Origin of the sequence: Shimia sp. MIT910701 (genome assembly GCF_047126315.1) — a bacterium.
Classification (GTDB): Bacteria; Pseudomonadota; Alphaproteobacteria; order Rhodobacterales; family Rhodobacteraceae; genus Shimia.
This window is the reverse complement of record NZ_CP138953.1, coordinates 159,631-178,991: the sequence shown is the minus strand read 5'-3', so window position 1 is coordinate 178,991 and position 19,361 is coordinate 159,631. Positions and strand designations below refer to the sequence as shown.

The following is a 19,361-nucleotide window of genomic DNA, read 5'->3' as shown; positions in this document are numbered from 1 at the left end:
CTTGGCCCCTGTCGCTGACAAGATCCCCGATCCATCGCCTCGCCTGCGTCAAGCCGCCACTCGGCAGGCCTCGCTGGGCCGCTGGACCCAGACGCTGCGCCAGATCTTTTCGGGATCAGCGACCAGGCTCTGAAGGGAAAGGCACAGGTCGTCCGCCGTGGTGTGGCGGTGTGCAAAACGAAGGGCAGGCAGAGCCGCCAAACTCTGCCCGCGAGATGTGTCCCGGGTTACAGTTGAGGGGTTACAGGCTGCCGGCGGCGGCGTGTTTGATGGTCAGCCACATCTCTGCGGCTTTGGCCAGGGTGTTGTCCGTGTTGTCCACCTTGCTGGCGATCATGCTGAAATAGGTCAGCGAGGCGGCGTAGCCGTCATAGAACTCGGTGATGGCCCCGGCTGTGGCGTCGGTCACCACCATGACCTCAAAGCCGACCTCGATCAGGGAGCGCATGTGGCTTTCGGTGCAGAGGTTACGACATGCCGCCGAGGATGACCTTGTTGATGCCTTTCTTGCGCAGTTGCAGCGCGACGTCGTTGCTGCCCGGGCCGTAGACCTTGTGCGGACTGGTCACCAGCACGTGGTTATGCTCAAAATAGTGTTTGTAGCTTTCCAGCCAATCAGCGCCGGAGCTTTCAAAGCCGGTCATATCCGGCGCGCTGGTCCGGGCAATCGCCGCGCGCCTTCCGAAAGGCAGCGAAGGGCGATGTGTCCGGTTTGCTGCAGACCTGTGTTAGGCCCCTACGGGTGGCGGCAAGGTGACGCCACTGTCATAGCTTTGTTGGAGCAGCGCCTTGCGGCGCGGCTCTGAGCCGGTGGACCCATAGAGCAATTCCATGCGGCGGGGAGAGAAGCCAAAGAAGCCAAAAGTGCCGTCTGTCCAACAAGTGTCGAGAGCGGCGCGGTAGCCTTTGCTTTCGATTTCGTCAGAGCGGGCGCCTGCCGGGACCAGCAGAAGTCCGCTGCGATTGCGTTGTAGGGATTTTTCGGTGTTGTCGAGTTGGTCATAGGCCCAGCCCCAGCTCCAGACCCGATCGACCCAGCCTTTGGTCATGGAGGGCATGCCCCACCAGAACAGCGGGAAGATCAGACAGATTGCGTCGGCGCGCGCGATGCGGTCTTGTTCTCGCGTAACATCGGCGGGAACGTTGGTTTTTCCATCGCTTTCGATATCCGCCATGGTCCACAGCGGGTTGAAACCTTCAGCGTGCAAGTCCGCCAATTCGGTGCTGTGTCCTGCGGCTTCTGCTCCGGCCATGAAGTGTTGCGCAGTGGCATGGCTGAAGGAGTTGGGGTTGGGGTGATCGAGAACGGTGAGAACGTGCATGGGGGCCTCTGGAAATGTGTTTGAGGCAATGTAGGACTTCAAGACGGCTTTAGGTCAAATGTAAATACAGTATTTAAAACAATATAATATCCGAATTTACTGGGGTCGTAGGGAGGTTTTTTGTCCTGATCTCGAGTTGTGGCACTTACATGGAGTGTATTGGATGATTTGGCCGATAGTCGGGCCAAAAGGCAGGCAATCATACGCGCACGGCCAGTTTCAGGAATGTGTCGATGCTGTCAAAAATAACAGGTTTAGGGGTGCTTTTGCATCGCATGGTGAGCAGTTTAAAATGCCGCAAAAAAGCACCAACGCGCTGATTTTTTCTTTCAAACTTAGTTAGGGATTTCGATCCTAGCCTCCTTCTCGATTTTTGGAGAAGGAGAAAAATCATGAAAAAAATGGCAGCTACTTTGAGCATGATGTGCCTCATGACACCCCTATATGCAGCTGAATTGTCAGTCAGTTTGGCGGAGATTCCCGGCCTTGCGGCGCCAGATGGAAATGGGGGCGCGGAAGGCACGCTTCCACATCTGTTGCGCATTGTCGACGAGCATTATGACGGCGGTGATTTTAGCTATCAGGTCTTCCCGTTTGGCCGCTCCATTCAGAATGTGGCCACGCGTAAATCGGATGTACATGCGCCGTTGATCGATACGGGCGCCGGCAGTCCGCCGGAATTCCAGTATATTGACGAACCGCTTTTGGATGTCACCTTTGTGGTCTATTCGCGCAAAGATTCACCTCTGAATGCGGACTCAGATTTCACCGCTTTGCGGGTTGAGACCATGATCGGACATGCGCATTTCTTTGACTTTGCCGTGGACGAGGTCGCTTCAATCGAAATTGGTCTTAAGAAACTGGCCAAAGGGCGCACCGATGCGTTCATCATGGAGCAGGATGCGGTGGATGGAGTGATCAAGGCCGAGGGCATGATCGATTTGCATCGCGCCAAGTATGCTGTTTGGGATTCTACTTTGATCGTGCCGACTGGAGCGGAAGGAGACGCGCTGAATGCGGCTTTGTCTGCGGCGGTGGTCGCCGCGAAATCCGACGCCCGCTATGCGGCGGCAGCAGAGCAAGTGCACGCGCCGTTTCAGGACTGGCAGCCGTAAAACTCAGGTAAGAAGGATAACGCCTCGCAGCGATGTGAGGCGTTCCCATAACGATGAGATGGGGTTTACGCGTCGCGGCTGAGACGTTCTTCGAGCACTTCAAAGGGCACGCCGGGCGTGTCCTTGGCGCCGCGGATCACCAGCGAGGTTTTCACGCTGGCCACATTGGGCGCGGAGGTCAGGTCTTCGGTCAGGAAGGTCTGGAACGTGCTGAGGTCGGGGGCGACGCATTTCAGGATGAAATCCACCTCGCCATTGAGCATGTGACATTCGCGCACCAGCGGCCAGTCGCGGCAGCGGTCTTCAAAGGCGGAGAGGTCTGCTTCGGCCTGGCTGACGAGGCCGACCATGGCAAAGACCTGTACCTCAAAGCCCAATTCGCGGCTGTCGACGTCGGCGTGGTAGCCGCGGATGTAGCCTGCGTCTTCCAGCGTGCGCACGCGGCGCAGACAGGGCGGGGCGGAGATGCCGACTCGCTTGGCGAGCTCAACATTGGTCATGCGGCCGTCGGCCTGTAACTCTGCGAGGATTTTGCGATCGATAGGATCTAGCCGGTGTCCGGGCATGTATCTCGTCTCGTTGGTTAATTTTGCGGTTGTTATAGCATCAAAGGGCAAGTGCGCAATTATATTTCGTGTTAGCGCAATATCCTTTTACGGTTTTCTGCCGACTGCTGATTTTTTGGACCACACGTTTTGGTTTTTGGTCTTGGGCTTTTCCTGACGTGTGCGGAGGGCTATATCGGCTACCGACTTAGACTTTGCAACGCGGAAAGGTGCCTTTCATGGGCGAGACAAAACACACCAAGGTTCTGATCATTGGGTCCGGGCCTGCGGGCTATACGGCGGGCGTTTATGCGAGCCGCGCGATGCTGGAGCCGGTGCTGGTGCAGGGCATCGAGCCGGGTGGGCAGCTGACCACCACAACCGAGGTGGAGAACTACCCGTCGTTTGTGGAAGTGCAGGGCCCGGAGCTTATGCAGAAGATGGAAGCGCACGCCCGCGCGATGGGCTGTGAGATCATCGGCGACATGATTGTGGACCTCGACCTGAGCGAGCGTCCGTTCAAGGCGAAAGGTGACAGCGGCACGCTTTACACTGCGGATGCGGTTATTTTGGCAACTGGTGCACGCGCCAAGTGGCTGGGGCTGGAGAGCGAAGAGGCGTTTAAGGGCTTTGGTGTTTCGGCCTGTGCGACCTGTGACGGGTTCTTCTATCGCGGTCAGGAGATTGTGGTTGTCGGTGGCGGCAACACTGCCGTTGAGGAAGCGCTGTTTTTGACCAACTTCGCCTCCAAAGTGACCTTGATCCACCGTCGGGATGAGCTGCGAGCGGAGAAAATCCTGCAGGACCGTCTGTTGAAGCATGAGAAGATCGAGACGCTGTGGTTCCACACGCTGGAAGAAGTTGTTGGCGACGACAATCCAAAAGGTGTGACCGGCGTGAAGGTGAAGCACGTAGACACTGGCGAGATCAAAGAGATCCCGGCGGCGGGTGTGTTCATCGCGATTGGCCACGCGCCTGCGAGCGAGTTGGTGAAAGATCAGCTGGAGCTGCACAACGGTGGGTACGTGAAGGTTGAGGCAGGTACCTCCAAGACCTCTATCCCCGGCGTGTTTGCGGCGGGTGATTTAACCGACCATGTCTACCGTCAGGCGGTGACCTCGGCGGGCATGGGCTGTATGGCGGCGCTGGATGCTGAGAAGTTTATCGCCGAAAACGAGTGAGTTTTTTGCGAAAGTGAGATTGAAGCGGGGTCGTGTTTGCGGCCCCGTTTTTCTTTGCGGTTGTGCGCAGATACGCAGGGGGCTGCGCCTTGACCCATCGGGCGCGGTTGGTCAGTCTCTCATGAAGGGACCCCAGATAAAGGACGGCACCGGTGAACAGATTGTGGCAGGGCAATTGGCGCACAAAGGCGCGCATCGTGTCGGGGTTGATCCTTTTTTGTTATGTGCTGTTTCACTTCTTCAATATTGGCATGGGGCTGTTTTCTCTTGAGGCGATGGAGTGGGCACAGGATGGGTTGGAAGCTGTGACCAGCAATCCGTTGGGGCAGCTCGCGCTCTATGGGGCGTTGTTGACCCATATGGGGTTGGCTTTGTACCGCTTGGCGCGGAAACGCACGCTGCGCATGCCCGCGTCGGAGGCGGGGCAGGTGCTGTTGGGGTTGCTGATCCCGCTGTTGTTGATGACCCATATTGTACACACGCGGGTGGCCGAGAACCGGTTTGAGGTGGAGCCAGAGATGGGCTTCATTGCCGGTCTGATCTGGAATTCGCCCAGCGGCTGGCAGCAGGCGGCTCTGCTGCTGGTGGTGTGGATTCACGCCTGTATTGGTCTGCATATGTGGCTGCGGGTGCTGCCCAGTTGGCGGCGGGTGTTGCCGGTGATGTTGTCGCTCGCGACCTTGGTACCAGCCTTTGCGCTGGCCGGGTTTCTGGTGCAGGGGCGGTTGCAGAATATGCGGCTGTTTGATCCGGAAGGCGGTGCGGCCTTGCGGGAGAGTTACGGCTTTCCGACGGTGGAGACCTTTGCGCGACTGGCCGAGATCAACCGCAGCTTGCTGGGTGTTTTTGTCGGGCTCTTGGTGCTGACCATGGCGGTGCATTTTGGGCGGCGCTTTATCGGGGCGCGCCGTGCGGTGCGTATTCGCTATGTTGATGGGCCGGAGATTTCCGGGCAGCCGGGTATGACTTTGCTGGAGATGTCGCGCGTGGCCGGGGTGCCGCATATGGCGCTGTGTGGTGGTCGTGGGCGTTGCACCACCTGTCGGGTGATTGTCGAGGAAGGCGCAGAGTTGTTGCACCCGCCGGAGAAGGCGGAGGCGGACAGTTTGGCGGCGGTGAATGCACCGCCTAATGCGCGGTTGGCCTGTCAGTTACGGCCCAAGGAGCCGGCAACCGTGCTGCGGGTGTTTCGCAGTGATGGGCAGCAGGCGCGGGCACATCAGAGCCTCGGGCAAGAGCGGCGGTTGGCGATCCTGTTTCTGGATATGCGGAGTTTTACGGCGCGCACCACGGGACAGTTGCCTTACGATGTCGTGTTTCTGTTGAACCGTTTCTTTGATGCGATTGTGCCGTCGATCACTGGTGTCGGGGGTACGGTGGATAAGTATCTGGGTGATGGGCTGCTGGCGGTGTTTGAGCTCGACAGTGAAGAGGCTTCGGCAAAGGCGGCAATTGAGGCGGCGGCGGGGATCAGTTCGGCCTTGCAGGTGTTTAATCAGACCCTGAAAGCGGAAAATGCGACGCCAGTTGCGATCGGTATGGGGGTGCATTTGGGGGAGTTGGTGCTTGGCGAAATTGGCGCGGTGAATCTCGCGCCGCGCACTATCATTGGCGACACCGTGAATGCTGCCAGCCGCTTGGAGGGGCAAACCAAGGCGCTGGGCGTGGAGGTGCTGGTGTCCGAAGCTGTGTTGGCCGCGGCGGGGCATGATCCGGAGGTACATACACTTGAGGTGTTGGAGTTGCGCGGCGTGGCGCAGCCAGTCCGGGCTTTGGCGCTGAAGCGGGCGGCGGCCTTGCCTGCGGTGCTGTCCAAGCAGGCCGAAACGGTGTGAGGTCGCGCTGCGTTGCAGCATTGAAACGGTAGCATATTTGCTATGCAAAAGCCAAATAAGGCTTTGAGATTTTGCCAAACCGCCCTATGTGTTCACGCGTGAACACACTTTGAGTCGTTTGTTAATGTCATTTCAGACCGCCAAACCCACATCAGATGAGGAAGACGTGCTCTTCCGCCTTCTGCGCCAGCTTGATCAGGCGCCAGAAGCATCACAGCGCGCCACTGCGGCGGCGGTGGGGATTTCTTTGGGGCGTCTGAATGCACAACTGCGCGCTGCGGCAGAAGCCGGGCTGATTACCATTAGTGATCGCGCGGGCCCGGACAAACGACAGAGGTTTGCCTATTCGCTCACCGCGCGTGGTGCGGCGGAGAAAGTGCGGCTCACAGATCAATTCCTCGCCCGCAAGCTCTCTGAATATGAGGCGCTCCATGCGGAACTGACAGGCTCGGCAAGCGGCCTGGTTCCTATCAAACACAGGACACATCCAATGCAAAACAATCTGGCTCCTATTCCTGAGCTCTATGTTTCTTATGAGAGTGCTCAGAAGCTGAAAGTGGAAGCGGCCGATCTGGTCAGCTGGGATCTGACACCGCGTCAGATCTGTGACTTGGAACTGCTGATGAACGGTGGCTTCAACCCGCTCAAAGGCTTCCTGAGCGAAGAAGACTACAACGGTGTTGTTGAGAACATGCGCCTGGCGGATGGCTCCCTGTGGCCAATGCCGATCAACCTGGATGTGTCCGAGGAATTTGCCGCGGGTCTGGAAGAAGGCCAGGACATTGCGCTGCGCGATCAGGAAGGCGTGATCCTCGCCACCATGACCGTGACCGACAATTTTGTGCCCAACAAAGCGTTGGAAGCGGAAAAAGTGTTTGGGGCGGATGATGACGCGCACCCAGCGGTGAACTACCTGCACAACCACGCGGGTAAAGTGTACCTCGGTGGTCCGGTGACCGGCATTCAACAGCCTGTGCACTATGACTTCCGCGCCCGTCGCGACACGCCAAACGAGCTGCGCGCCTACTTCCGCAAAATGGGCTGGCGCAAAGTGGTTGCGTTCCAAACCCGCAACCCGCTGCACCGTGCGCACCAGGAACTGACTTTCCGTGCCGCCAAAGAAGCGCAGGCCAACCTGTTGATCCACCCTGTTGTGGGCATGACCAAGCCGGGCGATGTGGATCACTTCACCCGCGTGCGCTGCTATGAGGCGGTTCTGGACAAGTATCCTGCCTCCACCACCTCCATGTCCCTGCTGAACCTGGCGATGCGTATGGCTGGCCCACGTGAGGCGGTTTGGCACGGTCTGATCCGCGCCAACCACGGCTGCACCCACTTCATCGTTGGCCGCGATCACGCTGGCCCCGGTAAGAACTCCGCAGGCGAAGACTTCTACGGGCCCTATGACGCGCAGGAACTGTTCCGTGCACATGAAGAAGAAATCGGCATCACTATGGTCGACTTCAAACACATGGTGTGGGTGCAGGAGCGTGCGCAGTACGAGCCAATGGACGAAATTCAGGACAAAGACGATGTCACCATCCTGAACATCTCCGGCACCGAGCTGCGTCGTCGCCTGGCCGAAGGTCTGGAAATCCCTGAGTGGTTCTCCTTCCCGGAAGTTGTGAAAGAGCTGCGCAAGACCAAGCCACCACGTGCGAAACAGGGCTTCACCGTGTTCTTCACCGGCTTCTCCGGCTCCGGCAAATCCACCATTGCAAACGCTCTGATGGTCAAGCTGATGGAAATGGGTGGTCGTCCGGTGACGCTGCTGGATGGCGACATTGTGCGGAAAAACCTCAGCTCCGAGCTGGGCTTCTCCAAAGAGCACCGTGACCTGAACATCCGTCGGATCGGCTATGTGGCGTCTGAGATCACCAAAAACGGTGGTATCGCGATCTGTGCGCCAATCGCGCCATATGCCACCACACGTCGTGCCGTACGTGAAGACATCGAAGGCTTTGGTGCCTTTGTAGAAGTGCACGTGGCGACCTCGATTGAGGAATGTGAACGCCGTGACCGCAAAGGCCTCTATAAGCTGGCGCGCGAAGGTAAGATCAAAGAGTTCACCGGTATTTCTGACCCATATGACGTGCCAGAGAACCCAGAGCTGCGTGTGGAGACCGAAGGTGCCGATGTGGACAACTGTGCCCATCAGGTGATCCTGAAGCTGGAAAGCCTCGGCCTGATCTCCGGCTAAGCCGTCTGGCATTTGAAATTGGAAAAGGCGCGGGATGTCCCGCGCCTTTTTTTGTGAGTGGTGGTTGGTCTTAGCCTTCCGGGATCAGCACTTTGTCGATCACGTGGATCACACCGTTGGAGGCGCCAATGTCTGCGGACACCACTTTGGCGCCGTTGACCTTGACGCCGTTGCGGGCGTTCACGTTGAGTTTCTCGCCCTCAACCGTCGCCACGGTGGCTTTCTTGCCCGCGATGTCGCCGGACATCACCTTGGCGGGCACCACGTGGTAGGTCAGAATAGACACCAGTTTGTCTTTGTTTTCCGGCTTCAGCAGGTCCTCAACGGTGCCAGCAGGCAGCGCGGCAAACGCTTCGTCGGTTGGGGCAAATACGGTGAAGGGGCCATCACCTTTCAGAGTGTCCACGAGGCCCGCGGCCTGAACGGCGGCAACTAGGGTGGTGAAGCTGCCAGCACCAACGGCGGTGTCGACGATGTCTTTTTTGCCGTGGCCATCCGCCATGGCGAAGGTGGCGGTTGTTACGGCCATAGCTGCGCCCATAACGGATGCGATGAAGGTGCGTCTGAACATGTGATTTCCTCTCCAATGTTGATGCAAAAGCTACGCAGAGGAGGCATCAAATGGATCAGAGGATTTGTGCAAAAGGATAGGTCGGTGCTTTTAAATTGTTGAAATAAAATGACAAACGTTTTTGTGAGAAGGGCGTGATCGACGTGGGGTAAGCCCTTGGCACGCACTCTGCGGCGAACCAAGAGCGATTTTTTTGCTCAGTTGCTGCGGGTGGCGGCATGGGCGACGTCCAAAATGTGGTGGCCCATCGGCGCGATCAAATCGGCTTTTTGAGGCCCGCCCGGGGCACGGTAGATGTCTTTGTCGCGTTTGATGGTGACCTGCACTTTGATCTCGGCGAGGGTTTCCGGATCCACCGCTGTGGGGTCGTCGGACAGGATCACAAAATCCGCCACTTTGCCCACCTCGATGCTGCCTTTCATGTCTTCTTCAAAGTGCTGATAAGCAGGCCAGAGCGTCATCGCCTTGAGGGCGGTTATCACATCGACGCGGTGGTGGGGACCTAGAATGTCCCCCGAGCGGGTGCGGCGCGTCACTGTGGCCGAGAGCACCCGCATGCTGTCGGGGAAGGCGACAGGGGCGTCGTGATGGGTGCCAAACATCATGCCGCGTTCGCGGACCCAGCCGGTGGGGGAGATGTTGTCTGCGTTGATTGGGCCAACCGTGTGGTCGCGGTGCCAGTCGCCCCAGTAAAACGTGTGCATCGGGAAGAGTGACGGAAAGACGTTGAGGTCGCGCATCTCCGCCACCTGATCCTCGCGCAGGAATTGACCGTGGATCAGCACTGGGCGGCGGTCCGCCAGTCCGTGTTTGGCCTCGGCGGCTTTAATGGCGGCGAGCAGCATGTCGGAGGCGCCTTCGCCATTGGAATGCGTCAGGATCTGGATGTTGTTTTCAAACGCCCACGCGATGGCGTCATTGATCTGATCTTCGCTGGCGGCAGCATAGCCCTTGTAGCCAGGCGGATAGGTGCCAACCGGATCATAGTAAGGCCGGTCACGCAGGGCAGTGAAACCTTGCGGGGAGCCGTCGATGGTGAGTTTCGCCCCGGCGATGCGCACGCCGTTTTCATAGGTGTCGGATTGGTTGGCGAGGATGTAATCGCGGTCCACCAACACATCGGGATAGATGGCGAGGTCGACGGGGAGCTCTCCTGCAGCGGCCACCGCTCTTGCAATTTCGGCCACTTGCGGTGTGGCGCGGCCTTCTTGTGCGGTGGTGTAGCCGAAGCTGGCCCAAAGTTGCGTTCCGGCGCGGGCGAAGGCCTTGAAGCCGTCCTCACCAATGCCACCCATGAGCTTGCCCAATACAAGGAAGAAGGCGTTTTCTTCTAACACGCCGTTGGGTGCACCGTCCTCGGCATAGCGGATCACGCCACCGGGTGGGATTGGGGTCTCGCGGGTGATGTCGGCTGCGGCCAGCGCGGCGGAATTGGCGGCGCCGAAGTGGCCGGACTGATGCACGATGATGATCGGCACGTCTTTGGACACAGCGTCGAGGTCGTCTTTGGTCGGGTGGCGCAGCTCGGCCAGTTGCGATTGGTCATAGCCAAAGCCAACAATCAGGTTGGAGGCCTCGATGGCGGCTTGGTTGTCTGCAATCCAGGCGCGTAGGGTGTCTTGCAGGGAGGCGATGTCCTGCACCTCGCCATCCGGCGGGGCAAGCAGGTTGGCAGAGAGCGCTTGCAGGCCGCCCATAACTGCGTGGCCATGGCTGTCGACAAAGCCGGGCAACATGGCGCGGCCGTCCAGATCAAATACCTCGGTGGTATCGCCTTGATGGGCGAGCATGTCCGCCTGTGTCCCCACGGCGATAATGCGGCCGTCCTTGACGGCGACGGCCTCAGCACGGGGGGCGGCGTCGTTGACGGTGAGGATCGGGCCGCCGGAGTAGATGGTGTCGGCGATCTCCTGTGCCAGAAGGGGCGCGGAGAGGACGGTGGTCAGGGCAAGTCCGCCAAGGGTGGCTGTCAAACGAGTCATCACAAAATCCTTTTGGGGTATGGGATAACTTTGGGTGCAAGCGGTGGTTGCTGTCAAATGGCGGTGTTTTGATTGCCGACCATAAGAAAAGGCCCGCCGAATTGGCGGGCCTTCGTAGATGATCTTTGAGGGATCAGCTTAGTTTGGGATCTCGGCGGTGATGCCTTCGAGGTAGAAGTTCATGCCGGCCAGACCGTCGTCACCGTAGTCCTGCGCGGTTTCACCTTCTGCCAGCCATGGGGTGCCGTCCTGCTTGTTCAGCGGGCCGGTGAAGGCGTGGTAGGAGCCGTCTGCCAGGCTCTCAACCAGAGCCAGCGCTTCGGCTTTTACGTCTGCTGGAACCGCGTCGGAGATTTCACCGATGCCAACCATGCCAGCGCCGATGCCGTCCCAAGTGGATACGGACTCCCAGGAACCGTCCATCACAGCCTGAGTACGTGCGATGTAGTAAGGCGCCCAGTCATCGATGATGGAGGACACGCGTGGAAACGGGGCGTACTCGCCCATGTCAGACGCCTGACCAAAGGTCACTACGTTGCCAGCAGCCTGCGCGGCTGCCTGTGGCGCGGTGGAGTCGGTGTGCTGCAGGATCACATCGGCGCCTTGCTCGATCAGAGCTTTGGCAGCGTCGGCTTCTTTGGCAGGATCAAACCAGGTGTAGGCCCAGATGATGGAGAACTCGACGTCCGGGTTCACTTTCTTGGCGTGGATGTAGGCGGAGTTGATGCCGCGGATCACTTCTGGGATCGGGAAGGAGGCGATGTAACCAATTTTGTTGGTTTTGGTCATCTTGCCCGCGATGTGGCCCTGAACCGCGCGGCCTTCGTAGAAGCGCGCGGAGTAAACGGACACGTTGTCGGCCTGTTTGTAGCCGGTGGCGTGCTCAAACTTCACTTTTGGGAATTTCTTGGCAACGTTGATGGTTGGGTCCATGTAGCCAAAAGAGGTGGTGAAGATCAGGTCCGCGCCCTGAAGCGCCATCTGGGTGATCACACGCTCGGCGTCGGCACCTTCTGGTACGCTTTCAACAAAGGTGGTTTCGACCTTGTCGCCAAAGTGCTCTTCTACGGCCAGACGGCCCTTGTTGTGCTCATAAGTCCAGCCGCCGTCGCCCACTGGGCCAACATAGACGAAGCCTACTTTGGTTTTGTCGTCGGCCATGGCGGAGGTCGCCAGACCCAGCGCGACAGCTGCGCTTGTCAAAAGTTTGGTCAATTTCATTTCGGGTAGTCCCCCTGTTGGTGGCAGTTTTTTGTTTAGGTGCCTCATTGCGAGGCGTGGAATGTGCGGCCAAGAGATGCGGGTGCGCCGCTTTTGTCAGCCGACATGATGACCAGAACGAGGATGGTTATCAGATACGGTGACATTGCCAAGTATTCCACCGGAATGGCAATACCCGCTGCCTGCAGATTGAGCTGCAAAACGTTAATCCCGCCAAAAAGATAGGCACCCAGCAAGACGCGCCACGGCTTCCAGGAGGCGAAGACCACAAGGGCCAAAGCGATCCAGCCGACACCGGCGGTCATGCCTTCGGTCCACTGTGGCACGCGGATGAGTGAAATATAGGCACCGCCCAGACCGGCACAGGCGCCGCCAAACATGATGGCGAGGATGCGCACGCGGATGACGTTGTAGCCAAGCGCATGGGCGGCGTCGTGGCTTTCCCCAACCGCGCGCAGGATCAGACCGCCGCGGGATTTCTTGAGGAACCAGTAGACCGCCGCAGTGAGCGCGAGGCCGATGTAGAGCACGGGGTCGTGGCTGAACAGGATCGGGCCAAGCACCGGAATATCGGAGAGCACCGGTATGTCGAGCTTTGCCATGGCCGGGGGTTTGATGCCCACATATGACTGCCCCATGAGCGCCGACAGGCCGAGGCCAAAGAGCGTGAGTGCCAGACCGGAGGCCACCTGATTGGCCAGCGCAAACTGGGTCAGGAAGGCAAACAGCAGCGAGAGCACCGCGCCGGCGATCATGGCCGCGACCAGGCCAACCATTGGGGAGGTGGTTTCCACTGCGATGGCAAAGCCGGAGATGGCGCCAATGATCATCATGCCCTCTACACCGAGGTTCAGAACGCCCGCGCGTTCGACAACCAGCTCACCGATGGCGGCGAGAAGGAGCGGGGTGGCTGCGACCATCAAAGAAGCGATCAGCAGGACGGGATTGATTGCGGAAAGGTCCATTATGCGGCTCCCTTTTTCTTTAGCACCACGCGGTAGTTGGTCAGCAGGTCCAGAGCCAGCAGGAAGAACAGGAGCATGCCCTGAAAGACCTGAATAGCTGCTGACGGCAGGCCAAGGTTGCCCTGGGCCAGATCGCCGCCCACGTAGGTCAGCGCCATCAGCAGGGCTGCGAGCAGGATGCCAACTGGGTGCAGGCGGCCGAGGAAGGCGACGATGATGGCGGTGAAGCCATAGCCTGATGCGAAGTCGATGTTGATTTGACCAGAGGGGCCGGTGACTTCAAACAGGCCTGCCAGACCTGCCAATGCGCCAGAGGTGCCGAGGCAGAACAGGATCAGGCGGGTGGGGTTCACCCCTGCGAACCGCGCCGCGCGCGGGGCTTCGCCGGTGAGGCGGATGTTGAAGCCCAGAATGTGGCGGTTGAGTAGGATGTAAGAGAAGATCACTGCGATGAAGGCAAAAGCCATGCCCCAGTGCAGGCCAGCGGCTTCGTTGATCCAGCTGTTGGCCGCCGGGTAGTCGGAGAAGTTGCGCGAGCCGGGGAAGCCCATGCCTTCGGGGTTGCGCAACAGGCCCAGCGACATGGATGCCAGCAGTTGGTCGGCCACGTAGACCAGCATCAACGACACAAGGATTTCATTGGTGCCAAAGCGGACTTTGAGAAGGGCGGGGATCATGCCCCAGGCCCAGCCGCCAAGTGCGCCGGCGACAATCATCAGCGGGAAGATCAGGCGGGTTTCGGTGGGGTAGAAGGCAAGGCCCACTGCGGCACCACAGATCGCTCCCATGATGTATTGGCCTTCGGCGCCGATGTTCCAGATACCGGCTTTAAAGCCCAGTGAAAGGCCAATGGCGATCAGCACCAGCGGCGCGGCTTTCACCAACAATTGCGGGCGGTAGTAGAAGGCAAACTCGCCCAGCACCGGATCCCAGAAGATGGTGCGGATGGCCTCAAACGGGTTTTTGCCCAGCACAGAAAACAGCAGGCCGCCCATAAACATGGTGATGGCGACCGCGATCAGCGGTGTGGCGAGCGACAGCGCGCGCGACGGGGTGGGGCGTTTTTCCAGCGCGATCATGCGCTTGCTCCTTCTTGTTCTTCATCGCCCACATGGGCAACTTCCATGCCATGGGCACCGCCCATCATCAGGCCAATTTCATCAATCGAGAGACCGGCGGCAGGGCGGATGTCAGACATGCGGCCTTCGTTCAGCGCGCCAAAGCGGTCGGAGATTTCCATAAGTTCATCAAGGTCTTGGGAGATCACCACAATTGCGGCGCCGCCTGCGGCCAAGTCCAGCAGGGCCTGCCGGATCGAGGCTGCTGCGGCGGCATCTACGCCCCATGTTGGTTGGTTCACCACCAACACTTCCGGGCGTTGCAGCACTTCGCGGCCGATCACAAATTTCTGCAGGTTGCCCCCAGAAAGCGCACGAGCCGCCACGTGGTTGCCCGGCGTGCGCACGTCAAACTCTTTGATGATGGTGTCGGCAAAGTCCGTGGTCTTGGACCAGTTCACAAAGCCGTTGCTGGTCAGGCCTTCGCGGATGGCACCAGTGAGCAGGGCGTTTTCGGTCAGGCTCAGGTCGGGTGCAGCGGCATGGCCGAGGCGCTCTTCTGGTGCGGCCAGAATGCCCAACTCGCGGCGCGCGTTGGGGCCGAGGTTGGCCACGTCTTTGCCTTTGACTTTGATCGAGTCCGGCCAGGTGAGCGACTCGCCGGAGAGCGCGGCCAAAAGCTCGTCCTGACCGTTGCCCGCCACGCCGCCGATGCCGAGGATCTCGCCTGCGCGCACGGTGAAGTGTATGTTCTTGAGCGTGGTGCCAAACGGGTTGGTTGGCTCCAATGTCAGGCCGGAGACATCCAGCACAACTTCGCCCGCTTTCTCGGTGGTGCGGGTGGGGGTTTGCAGCGTGTCGCCCACCATCATTTCCGCCATGTCGCGGGCAGAGGTCTCGGCGGGGACACATTCGCCGACGTTTTTGCCAAGGCGCAGAATGGTGGCGTGGTCACAAAGCGCGCGGATTTCTTCGAGCTTGTGGGAAATATAGAGGATCGAGGTGCCCTCGGCCTTCAGCTTGTTCAGGGTCTGGAACAGGATCTCGACTTCCTGCGGGGTCAGCACCGAGGTCGGCTCGTCCATGATCAGCAGTTTCGGGTCTTGCAGCAGGCAGCGGATGATTTCCACGCGCTGGCGTTCCCCAGCAGAGAGGTCGCCTACGGTGCGGTTGGGGTCCAGTGGCAGGCCGTAGGTTTCGGACACGCGGCGGATTCGGCGGGCGAGGTCGCGCATGGCCGGCGGGTTCTCCATGCCAAGCGCCACGTTCTCTGCCACCGAGAGTGCATCAAACAGCGAGAAGTGTTGAAACACCATTGCCACGCCAGAGGCGCGGGCGGCCTTGGGTTCGGCGGGCGCAAAGGGCTGGCCGTTCCAGGTCATGGTGCCGCTGTCGGGCTTCACCAGACCGTAGATCATTTTCACCAGCGTGGATTTTCCGGCGCCGTTTTCGCCAAGCAGGGCGTGCACCTCGTTGGTACCGATGTCAAACGAGACATCATCGTTGGCCACCACGCCGGGGTAGGTCTTGGTCAACCCCTTGATGGAGAGTAGTGGTGTGCTCATATCTGTCCCTCTGGCTGGGCGAGTTGCGTTCCGACAGGAGGCAAAACCGCTGAATTTCTAGCGCATTCACCCTAGAAACTGGCCTGCCGTGTCTGCAAGATAAACTTCAGCGGCGGCTTTGCCTCAGAGGTGCAACGGCCTGCGCAGCGTCCGTTCACTGCCTTCCATATCCTTGGTTTTTAAGGGTTAGGCCAGAGCATTTTCAAAGATTTGTAGAAAGAGTTGCAGGGCTGAGCGCCAAGCCTTTGCCTAAGATTTGCGCAAAAACTTGGGTGTTTTGAAGTGTGGCAGTGCAAGCAAAAGGGGATTCTCAGAGTCGATTTTCCTTGGTTTTGCGCAGATTTTCGGTAGCGTTGGACGCATAGGACCTCAACTTGAATATTTGATCTGCGGCGCCTGGCTATTTGGGCGTGCATTAATTCCCACTAGGAGGTGTCACATGGTTTCAACGGTTACTTCGATCAATCAGACAACGTCGAGGCGTGCGTTGGTTTGTGCGGCGGCATTGGGTGCGGCGACGCTCCTGCTCGCGACACAGGGTAAGGCGCAGGTTGTGCCCTCTGAAGAGGCGGCGGAGAGCGGCTTTGCCGATGCGCCGTTTTCGCCTTATGCCAACCGGTCGTTCCCAACCTTCCCGCTATGGGGCGAGACCCATTTGCACACCGGGCTGTCGCTCGATGCGGGGGCGTTTGGCAATATTTTGGGGCCGGATGACGCCTGGCGATTTGCCAAAGGCGAGCAGGTGGTGTCCTCCACCGGACAACCGGTGAAGCTGAGCCGACCGCTGGATTGGATGGTGCTGACAGATCACACCGACCTGATGGGCTTTGCGCCAGATTTGCAGGCGGGCAAGCCGGGGATTTTGGCCGACCCAAAAGGGCGCGAATGGTATGAGGGCAATAAAAAAGGTGGGGCAGAGGCCGGGAAAACGGCGTTTGATCTGATCACCAACTTCTCACAGATGACGCTGCCGGAGTTGATTGTGGAGAGTTACAGCCCAGGCGCGGATCCCTTTGCCTTTACCTGGGAAAAGATTGTGAATGCGGCGGAGGAACACAATGATCCGGGGCGGTTCACCGCCTTTATCGGCTTTGAATGGACCTCTGTGCCCAAGGGCTTCAACCTGCACCGCAATGTGATGCTGCGTGATGGTCCGATGCGGGCGCTACAAGTCGTGCCGCCGGTGACGCAGCCGCCCTATGGCGACACCGATCCCTATCACCTGTGGAATTGGCTGGAAGAGTATCAGGAGAAAACTGGCGGGCGGGCCGTGGCCTTTGCCCACAACGGCAACCTGTCCAATGGCTGGATGTTCCCCACAGAAGACACCTACCATGGGGGCAAGGTGGATGAGGAATATGTGCAGTTGCGCGCCAAGTGGGAGCCGCATTACGAGATCACCCAGATCAAGGGCGACGGCGAGGCACACCCGTTCTTGAGCCCGGATGACGAGTTTGCCGATTATGAGAACTGGGATACGGGCAACCTCGACCTCACGGAGTTAAAAACGGAAGAGATGCTGGCCGGGGAATATGCCCGGGAGGCGTTGAAACTGGGCTTGGCGCTGGAGAAGAAATTCGGCGTGAACCCCTATAAGTTTGGCATAAGTGGTGCCCGGACAGCCACACGGGTTTAACAACGGCAGAGGAGGAGAACTTCTTCTCCAAGTCGGTAAGCGTGGAGCCTTCGCCCACACGGATTGAACATCCGTTTATCGCCAGCGATCTGGGTCGCATTGAGGGGCATCAGGTGGTCGCGTCGGGCTACACCGCGGTTTGGGCGACGGAGAACACCCGCTCTGCGATCTTTGATGCCTTCAAGCGTAAAGAGACCTACGCGACCACCGGGCCACGGATTGGCTTGCGGTTCTTTGGTGGCTGGGACTTTGGCGAGGCTGACGGTCGTTCGCGCAACCCGGCGGTGTTGGGTTATGCCAAAGGTGTGCCGATGGGAGCCGATTTGCCGCAGCAAGAGGGCGACGGCGCGCCGAGCTTCCTGCTCGCGGCACTGCGCGATCCGATTGGCGCCAATCTTGATCGGATGCAGGTGATCAAAGGCTGGATGGATGCCGAAGGGAAACTGCACGAAAAGGTCTATGACGTGGCCTGGTCGGACGGGCGCGAGATGGATGCCAATGGCAAAGTGCCTGCGGTGGGCAACACCGTGGATATCGAGACCGCAAGTTGGTCCAACACCATTGGCGCGTCTGAGCTGACCTCGGTGTGGACCGATCCGGATTTTGATGCCACGGAGCCTGCGTTCTATTATGTCCGGGTGTTGGAAATCCCGACCCCGCGTTGGGTGGTTTATGACAAGCTGCGCTATGACATTGAACTGCCAGCGGAGGCGCAGCTGATCCATCAGGAACGGGCCTATTCCTCACCGATCTGGTACACACCGCCGAAGGGGTGATTGGCACGCATCTACAACACTAGGGGCGCCCTAAGCGGGCGCCTTTTTTATTTTTGCGCATCTGAAATTTTAAGGCATTGAAAAATTTTACTTAAAAGATCTTTACCTGAAGTGAGCTTGAGGCCTTAGGCTGCCAGTGTTCAAACGATTGGAGAGCGCGACATAGACCTGAATCAAGTCTTGGTGGAGGTAAGCAACTTTGACGACAGCGTTGAGTTTTATCAAACGCTTGGGTTACGGCTCATTGTCTCGGCTCGGGGAGAATACGCGCGTTTTGAGATGCCATCTGGCTCAACGACTTTTTCCCTGTACCTGAAAGATGCGCCGATTTTGGGAAACACAGTGCTGTACTTCGAGGTGGATGACGTTGATCGCAGCTACGCTGAGTTGCTGGAGAAAGGCGTGAAATTTGACTGTCCGCCGACGGATCAGATCTATCGTTGGCGCACGGCGCGGTTCCGCGATCCAAGTGGCAATCAGCTGTGTTTGTTTCACGCTGGACTGGATCGCCGGTTTCCGCCGTGGCGGCTGGAGCAGGACCCAGCTGCCTGAGTTAGGGGATCAGCGCTTTGGCGTCTTCGCTGAGCGCGCGGGCGGCTTGGGCCAGCACCACTGTGTCAATGCCGACCGCCACAAAGGTCGCGCCGAGGTCGAGGTAGGTTTTTGCGGCCTCCATTGAAAAGGTCAGGATTCCGGGGGCTTTACCTGCTGCGGCGATGCGGGTGATGGCGTCTTTGATGACGGCCTGCACTTCGGTCGCTTCGGGTTGGCCCGGGAAGCCCATGTCGGCGGAGAGGTCGGCGGGGCCAATGAACACGCCTTCCACGCCGTCTACCGCGAGAATGTCGTCGAGGTTTGCAATGGCCGCACGGGTTTCTGCCTGCACCAGCACGCAGATTTCCGCGTTGGCGGTGGTACCGTAGTCTTGAATGTTGCCAAATTGGGTGACGCGCGCACCGTAGCCGCCCATGCCGCGTACGCCGTCAGGCGCATAGCGGCAAGCGCGTACAATCGCCTCGGCGTGCGCACCCGTGTCGACCATCGGTACCAGAACGGTTTGCGCGCCGGCATCCAGCACTTGTTTGAGCACCCAGTCTTCGCCAATAGGCACGCGCACCACTGCGTGGCTGCTGGTTGGCTCCAGTGCGCGCAGTTGATCGGTGATGGAGCGCAGATCATTGGGGCCGTGTTCGCCATCCACCACAATCCAGTCAAATCCCGTGGTGCTCATCAGCTCGGCCGCGACGGTCTCGCCAAAACACATCCAACAACCGATCTGCGGCTGTTTGTTGGCAAGGGCGGCTTTGAAAGGGTTGTGTGGCGCTGGCATGGTGGGCTCCGGTCAGAACTTTGCGTGTTAAGCAAATTGACGGCATTCCGGCGCAACTG

18 protein-coding genes are annotated in these 19,361 nt (G+C 59.0%); 7 read left to right on the top strand and 11 right to left on the bottom strand.

From position 1 onward, the window contains the following. Positions 1–241: 241 nt before the first annotated feature. The 3 genes from SIB38_RS00810 to SIB38_RS00800 all read right to left on the bottom strand — a co-directional run bounded on the left by SIB38_RS00810 (position 242) and on the right by SIB38_RS00800 (position 1,322). Positions 242–448, bottom strand: a complete 207-nt coding sequence (locus SIB38_RS00810; protein WP_294116834.1) for a hypothetical protein — start codon at positions 446–448, stop codon at positions 242–244. Between the two features lie 19 nt (positions 449–467). Next, positions 468–644 (bottom strand): hypothetical protein, encoded by a 177-nt coding sequence (locus tag SIB38_RS00805; RefSeq protein WP_294116833.1) that lies wholly within the window; start codon positions 642–644, stop codon positions 468–470. A gap of 84 nt (positions 645–728) precedes the next feature. Then, on the bottom strand, positions 729–1,322 hold the full coding sequence (locus SIB38_RS00800; protein WP_294116831.1) for an NAD(P)H-dependent oxidoreductase: 594 nt from the start codon (positions 1,320–1,322) through the stop codon (positions 729–731). A 392-nt stretch (positions 1,323–1,714) separates the two neighbouring features. Here SIB38_RS00800 and SIB38_RS00795 point away from each other — a divergent pair, with 392 nt between their 5' ends. Further along, entirely contained in the window at positions 1,715–2,437 is a 723-nt protein-coding gene (locus tag SIB38_RS00795; RefSeq protein WP_294116829.1) for a hypothetical protein, read from the top strand. A 65-nt stretch (positions 2,438–2,502) separates the two neighbouring features. Here SIB38_RS00795 and SIB38_RS00790 read toward each other — a convergent pair whose 3' ends face one another. Further along, on the bottom strand, positions 2,503–3,003 hold the full coding sequence (locus SIB38_RS00790; protein ID WP_294116827.1) for an Lrp/AsnC family transcriptional regulator: 501 nt from the start codon (positions 3,001–3,003) through the stop codon (positions 2,503–2,505). A 218-nt stretch (positions 3,004–3,221) separates the two neighbouring features. On the opposite strand from SIB38_RS00790, the gene trxB reads away from it, so the two are divergent. The 3 genes from trxB (at position 3,222) to SIB38_RS00775 (ending at position 8,198) form a co-directional block, all read left to right on the top strand. Further along, positions 3,222–4,163, top strand: coding sequence for a thioredoxin-disulfide reductase (gene trxB / locus SIB38_RS00785; protein ID WP_294116823.1), 942 nt, complete (start codon positions 3,222–3,224; stop codon positions 4,161–4,163). 152 nt (positions 4,164–4,315) lie between these two features. Continuing rightward, entirely contained in the window at positions 4,316–5,998 is a 1,683-nt protein-coding gene (locus SIB38_RS00780; protein WP_366010941.1) for an adenylate/guanylate cyclase domain-containing protein, read from the top strand. A 124-nt stretch (positions 5,999–6,122) separates the two neighbouring features. Then, positions 6,123–8,198: a bifunctional sulfate adenylyltransferase/adenylylsulfate kinase gene (locus tag SIB38_RS00775; RefSeq protein WP_294116821.1), complete on the top strand. Its 2,076-nt coding sequence runs from the start codon at positions 6,123–6,125 to the stop codon at positions 8,196–8,198. A 70-nt stretch (positions 8,199–8,268) separates the two neighbouring features. Here the strand turns inward: SIB38_RS00775 and SIB38_RS00770 are convergent, their stop codons facing one another. From SIB38_RS00770 to SIB38_RS00745, 6 genes are all read right to left on the bottom strand, one after another. Then, the gene (locus tag SIB38_RS00770; RefSeq protein WP_294116819.1) at positions 8,269–8,769 is read right to left on the bottom strand and encodes a fasciclin domain-containing protein; all 501 of its coding nucleotides are present in this window, start codon (positions 8,767–8,769) and stop codon (positions 8,269–8,271) included. A 197-nt stretch (positions 8,770–8,966) separates the two neighbouring features. Then, positions 8,967–10,751 (bottom strand): amidohydrolase, encoded by a 1,785-nt coding sequence (locus tag SIB38_RS00765; protein ID WP_412551147.1) that lies wholly within the window; start codon positions 10,749–10,751, stop codon positions 8,967–8,969. A 138-nt stretch (positions 10,752–10,889) separates the two neighbouring features. Then, positions 10,890–11,972, bottom strand: a complete 1,083-nt coding sequence (locus SIB38_RS00760; RefSeq protein ID WP_294116815.1) for a BMP family ABC transporter substrate-binding protein — start codon at positions 11,970–11,972, stop codon at positions 10,890–10,892. Positions 11,973–12,016: 44 nt separating this feature from the next. Further along, positions 12,017–12,937 (bottom strand): ABC transporter permease, encoded by a 921-nt coding sequence (locus SIB38_RS00755; RefSeq protein ID WP_294116813.1) that lies wholly within the window; start codon positions 12,935–12,937, stop codon positions 12,017–12,019. Beyond that, complete coding sequence (locus tag SIB38_RS00750; RefSeq protein ID WP_294116811.1) at positions 12,937–14,016, bottom strand: ABC transporter permease; 1,080 nt, start codon at positions 14,014–14,016, stop codon at positions 12,937–12,939. The genes SIB38_RS00755 and SIB38_RS00750 overlap by 1 nt, the downstream gene beginning before the upstream one ends. Continuing rightward, on the bottom strand, positions 14,013–15,560 hold the full coding sequence (locus SIB38_RS00745; protein WP_412551146.1) for an ABC transporter ATP-binding protein: 1,548 nt from the start codon (positions 15,558–15,560) through the stop codon (positions 14,013–14,015). Before SIB38_RS00745 ends, SIB38_RS00750 begins: the two co-directional genes overlap by 4 nt. Before the next feature lie 439 nt (positions 15,561–15,999). Between SIB38_RS00745 and SIB38_RS00740 the strand changes: the two genes are divergently transcribed. From SIB38_RS00740 to SIB38_RS00730, 3 genes are all read left to right on the top strand, one after another. After that, positions 16,000–17,196 (top strand): DUF3604 domain-containing protein, encoded by a 1,197-nt coding sequence (locus SIB38_RS00740; protein WP_412551145.1) that lies wholly within the window; start codon positions 16,000–16,002, stop codon positions 17,194–17,196. Between the two features lie 41 nt (positions 17,197–17,237). Then, complete coding sequence (locus SIB38_RS00735) at positions 17,238–17,972, top strand: DUF3604 domain-containing protein (protein WP_412551144.1); 735 nt, start codon at positions 17,238–17,240, stop codon at positions 17,970–17,972. A gap of 180 nt (positions 17,973–18,152) precedes the next feature. Then, positions 18,153–18,524: a VOC family protein gene (locus tag SIB38_RS00730; RefSeq protein WP_412551143.1), complete on the top strand. Its 372-nt coding sequence runs from the start codon at positions 18,153–18,155 to the stop codon at positions 18,522–18,524. Between the two features lies 1 nt (position 18,525). On the opposite strand, the gene SIB38_RS00725 is transcribed toward SIB38_RS00730, so the two are convergent. Next, positions 18,526–19,302, bottom strand: coding sequence for an HpcH/HpaI aldolase family protein (locus SIB38_RS00725; RefSeq protein ID WP_412551142.1), 777 nt, complete (start codon positions 19,300–19,302; stop codon positions 18,526–18,528). Between the last annotated feature and the right edge of the window lie 59 nt (positions 19,303–19,361).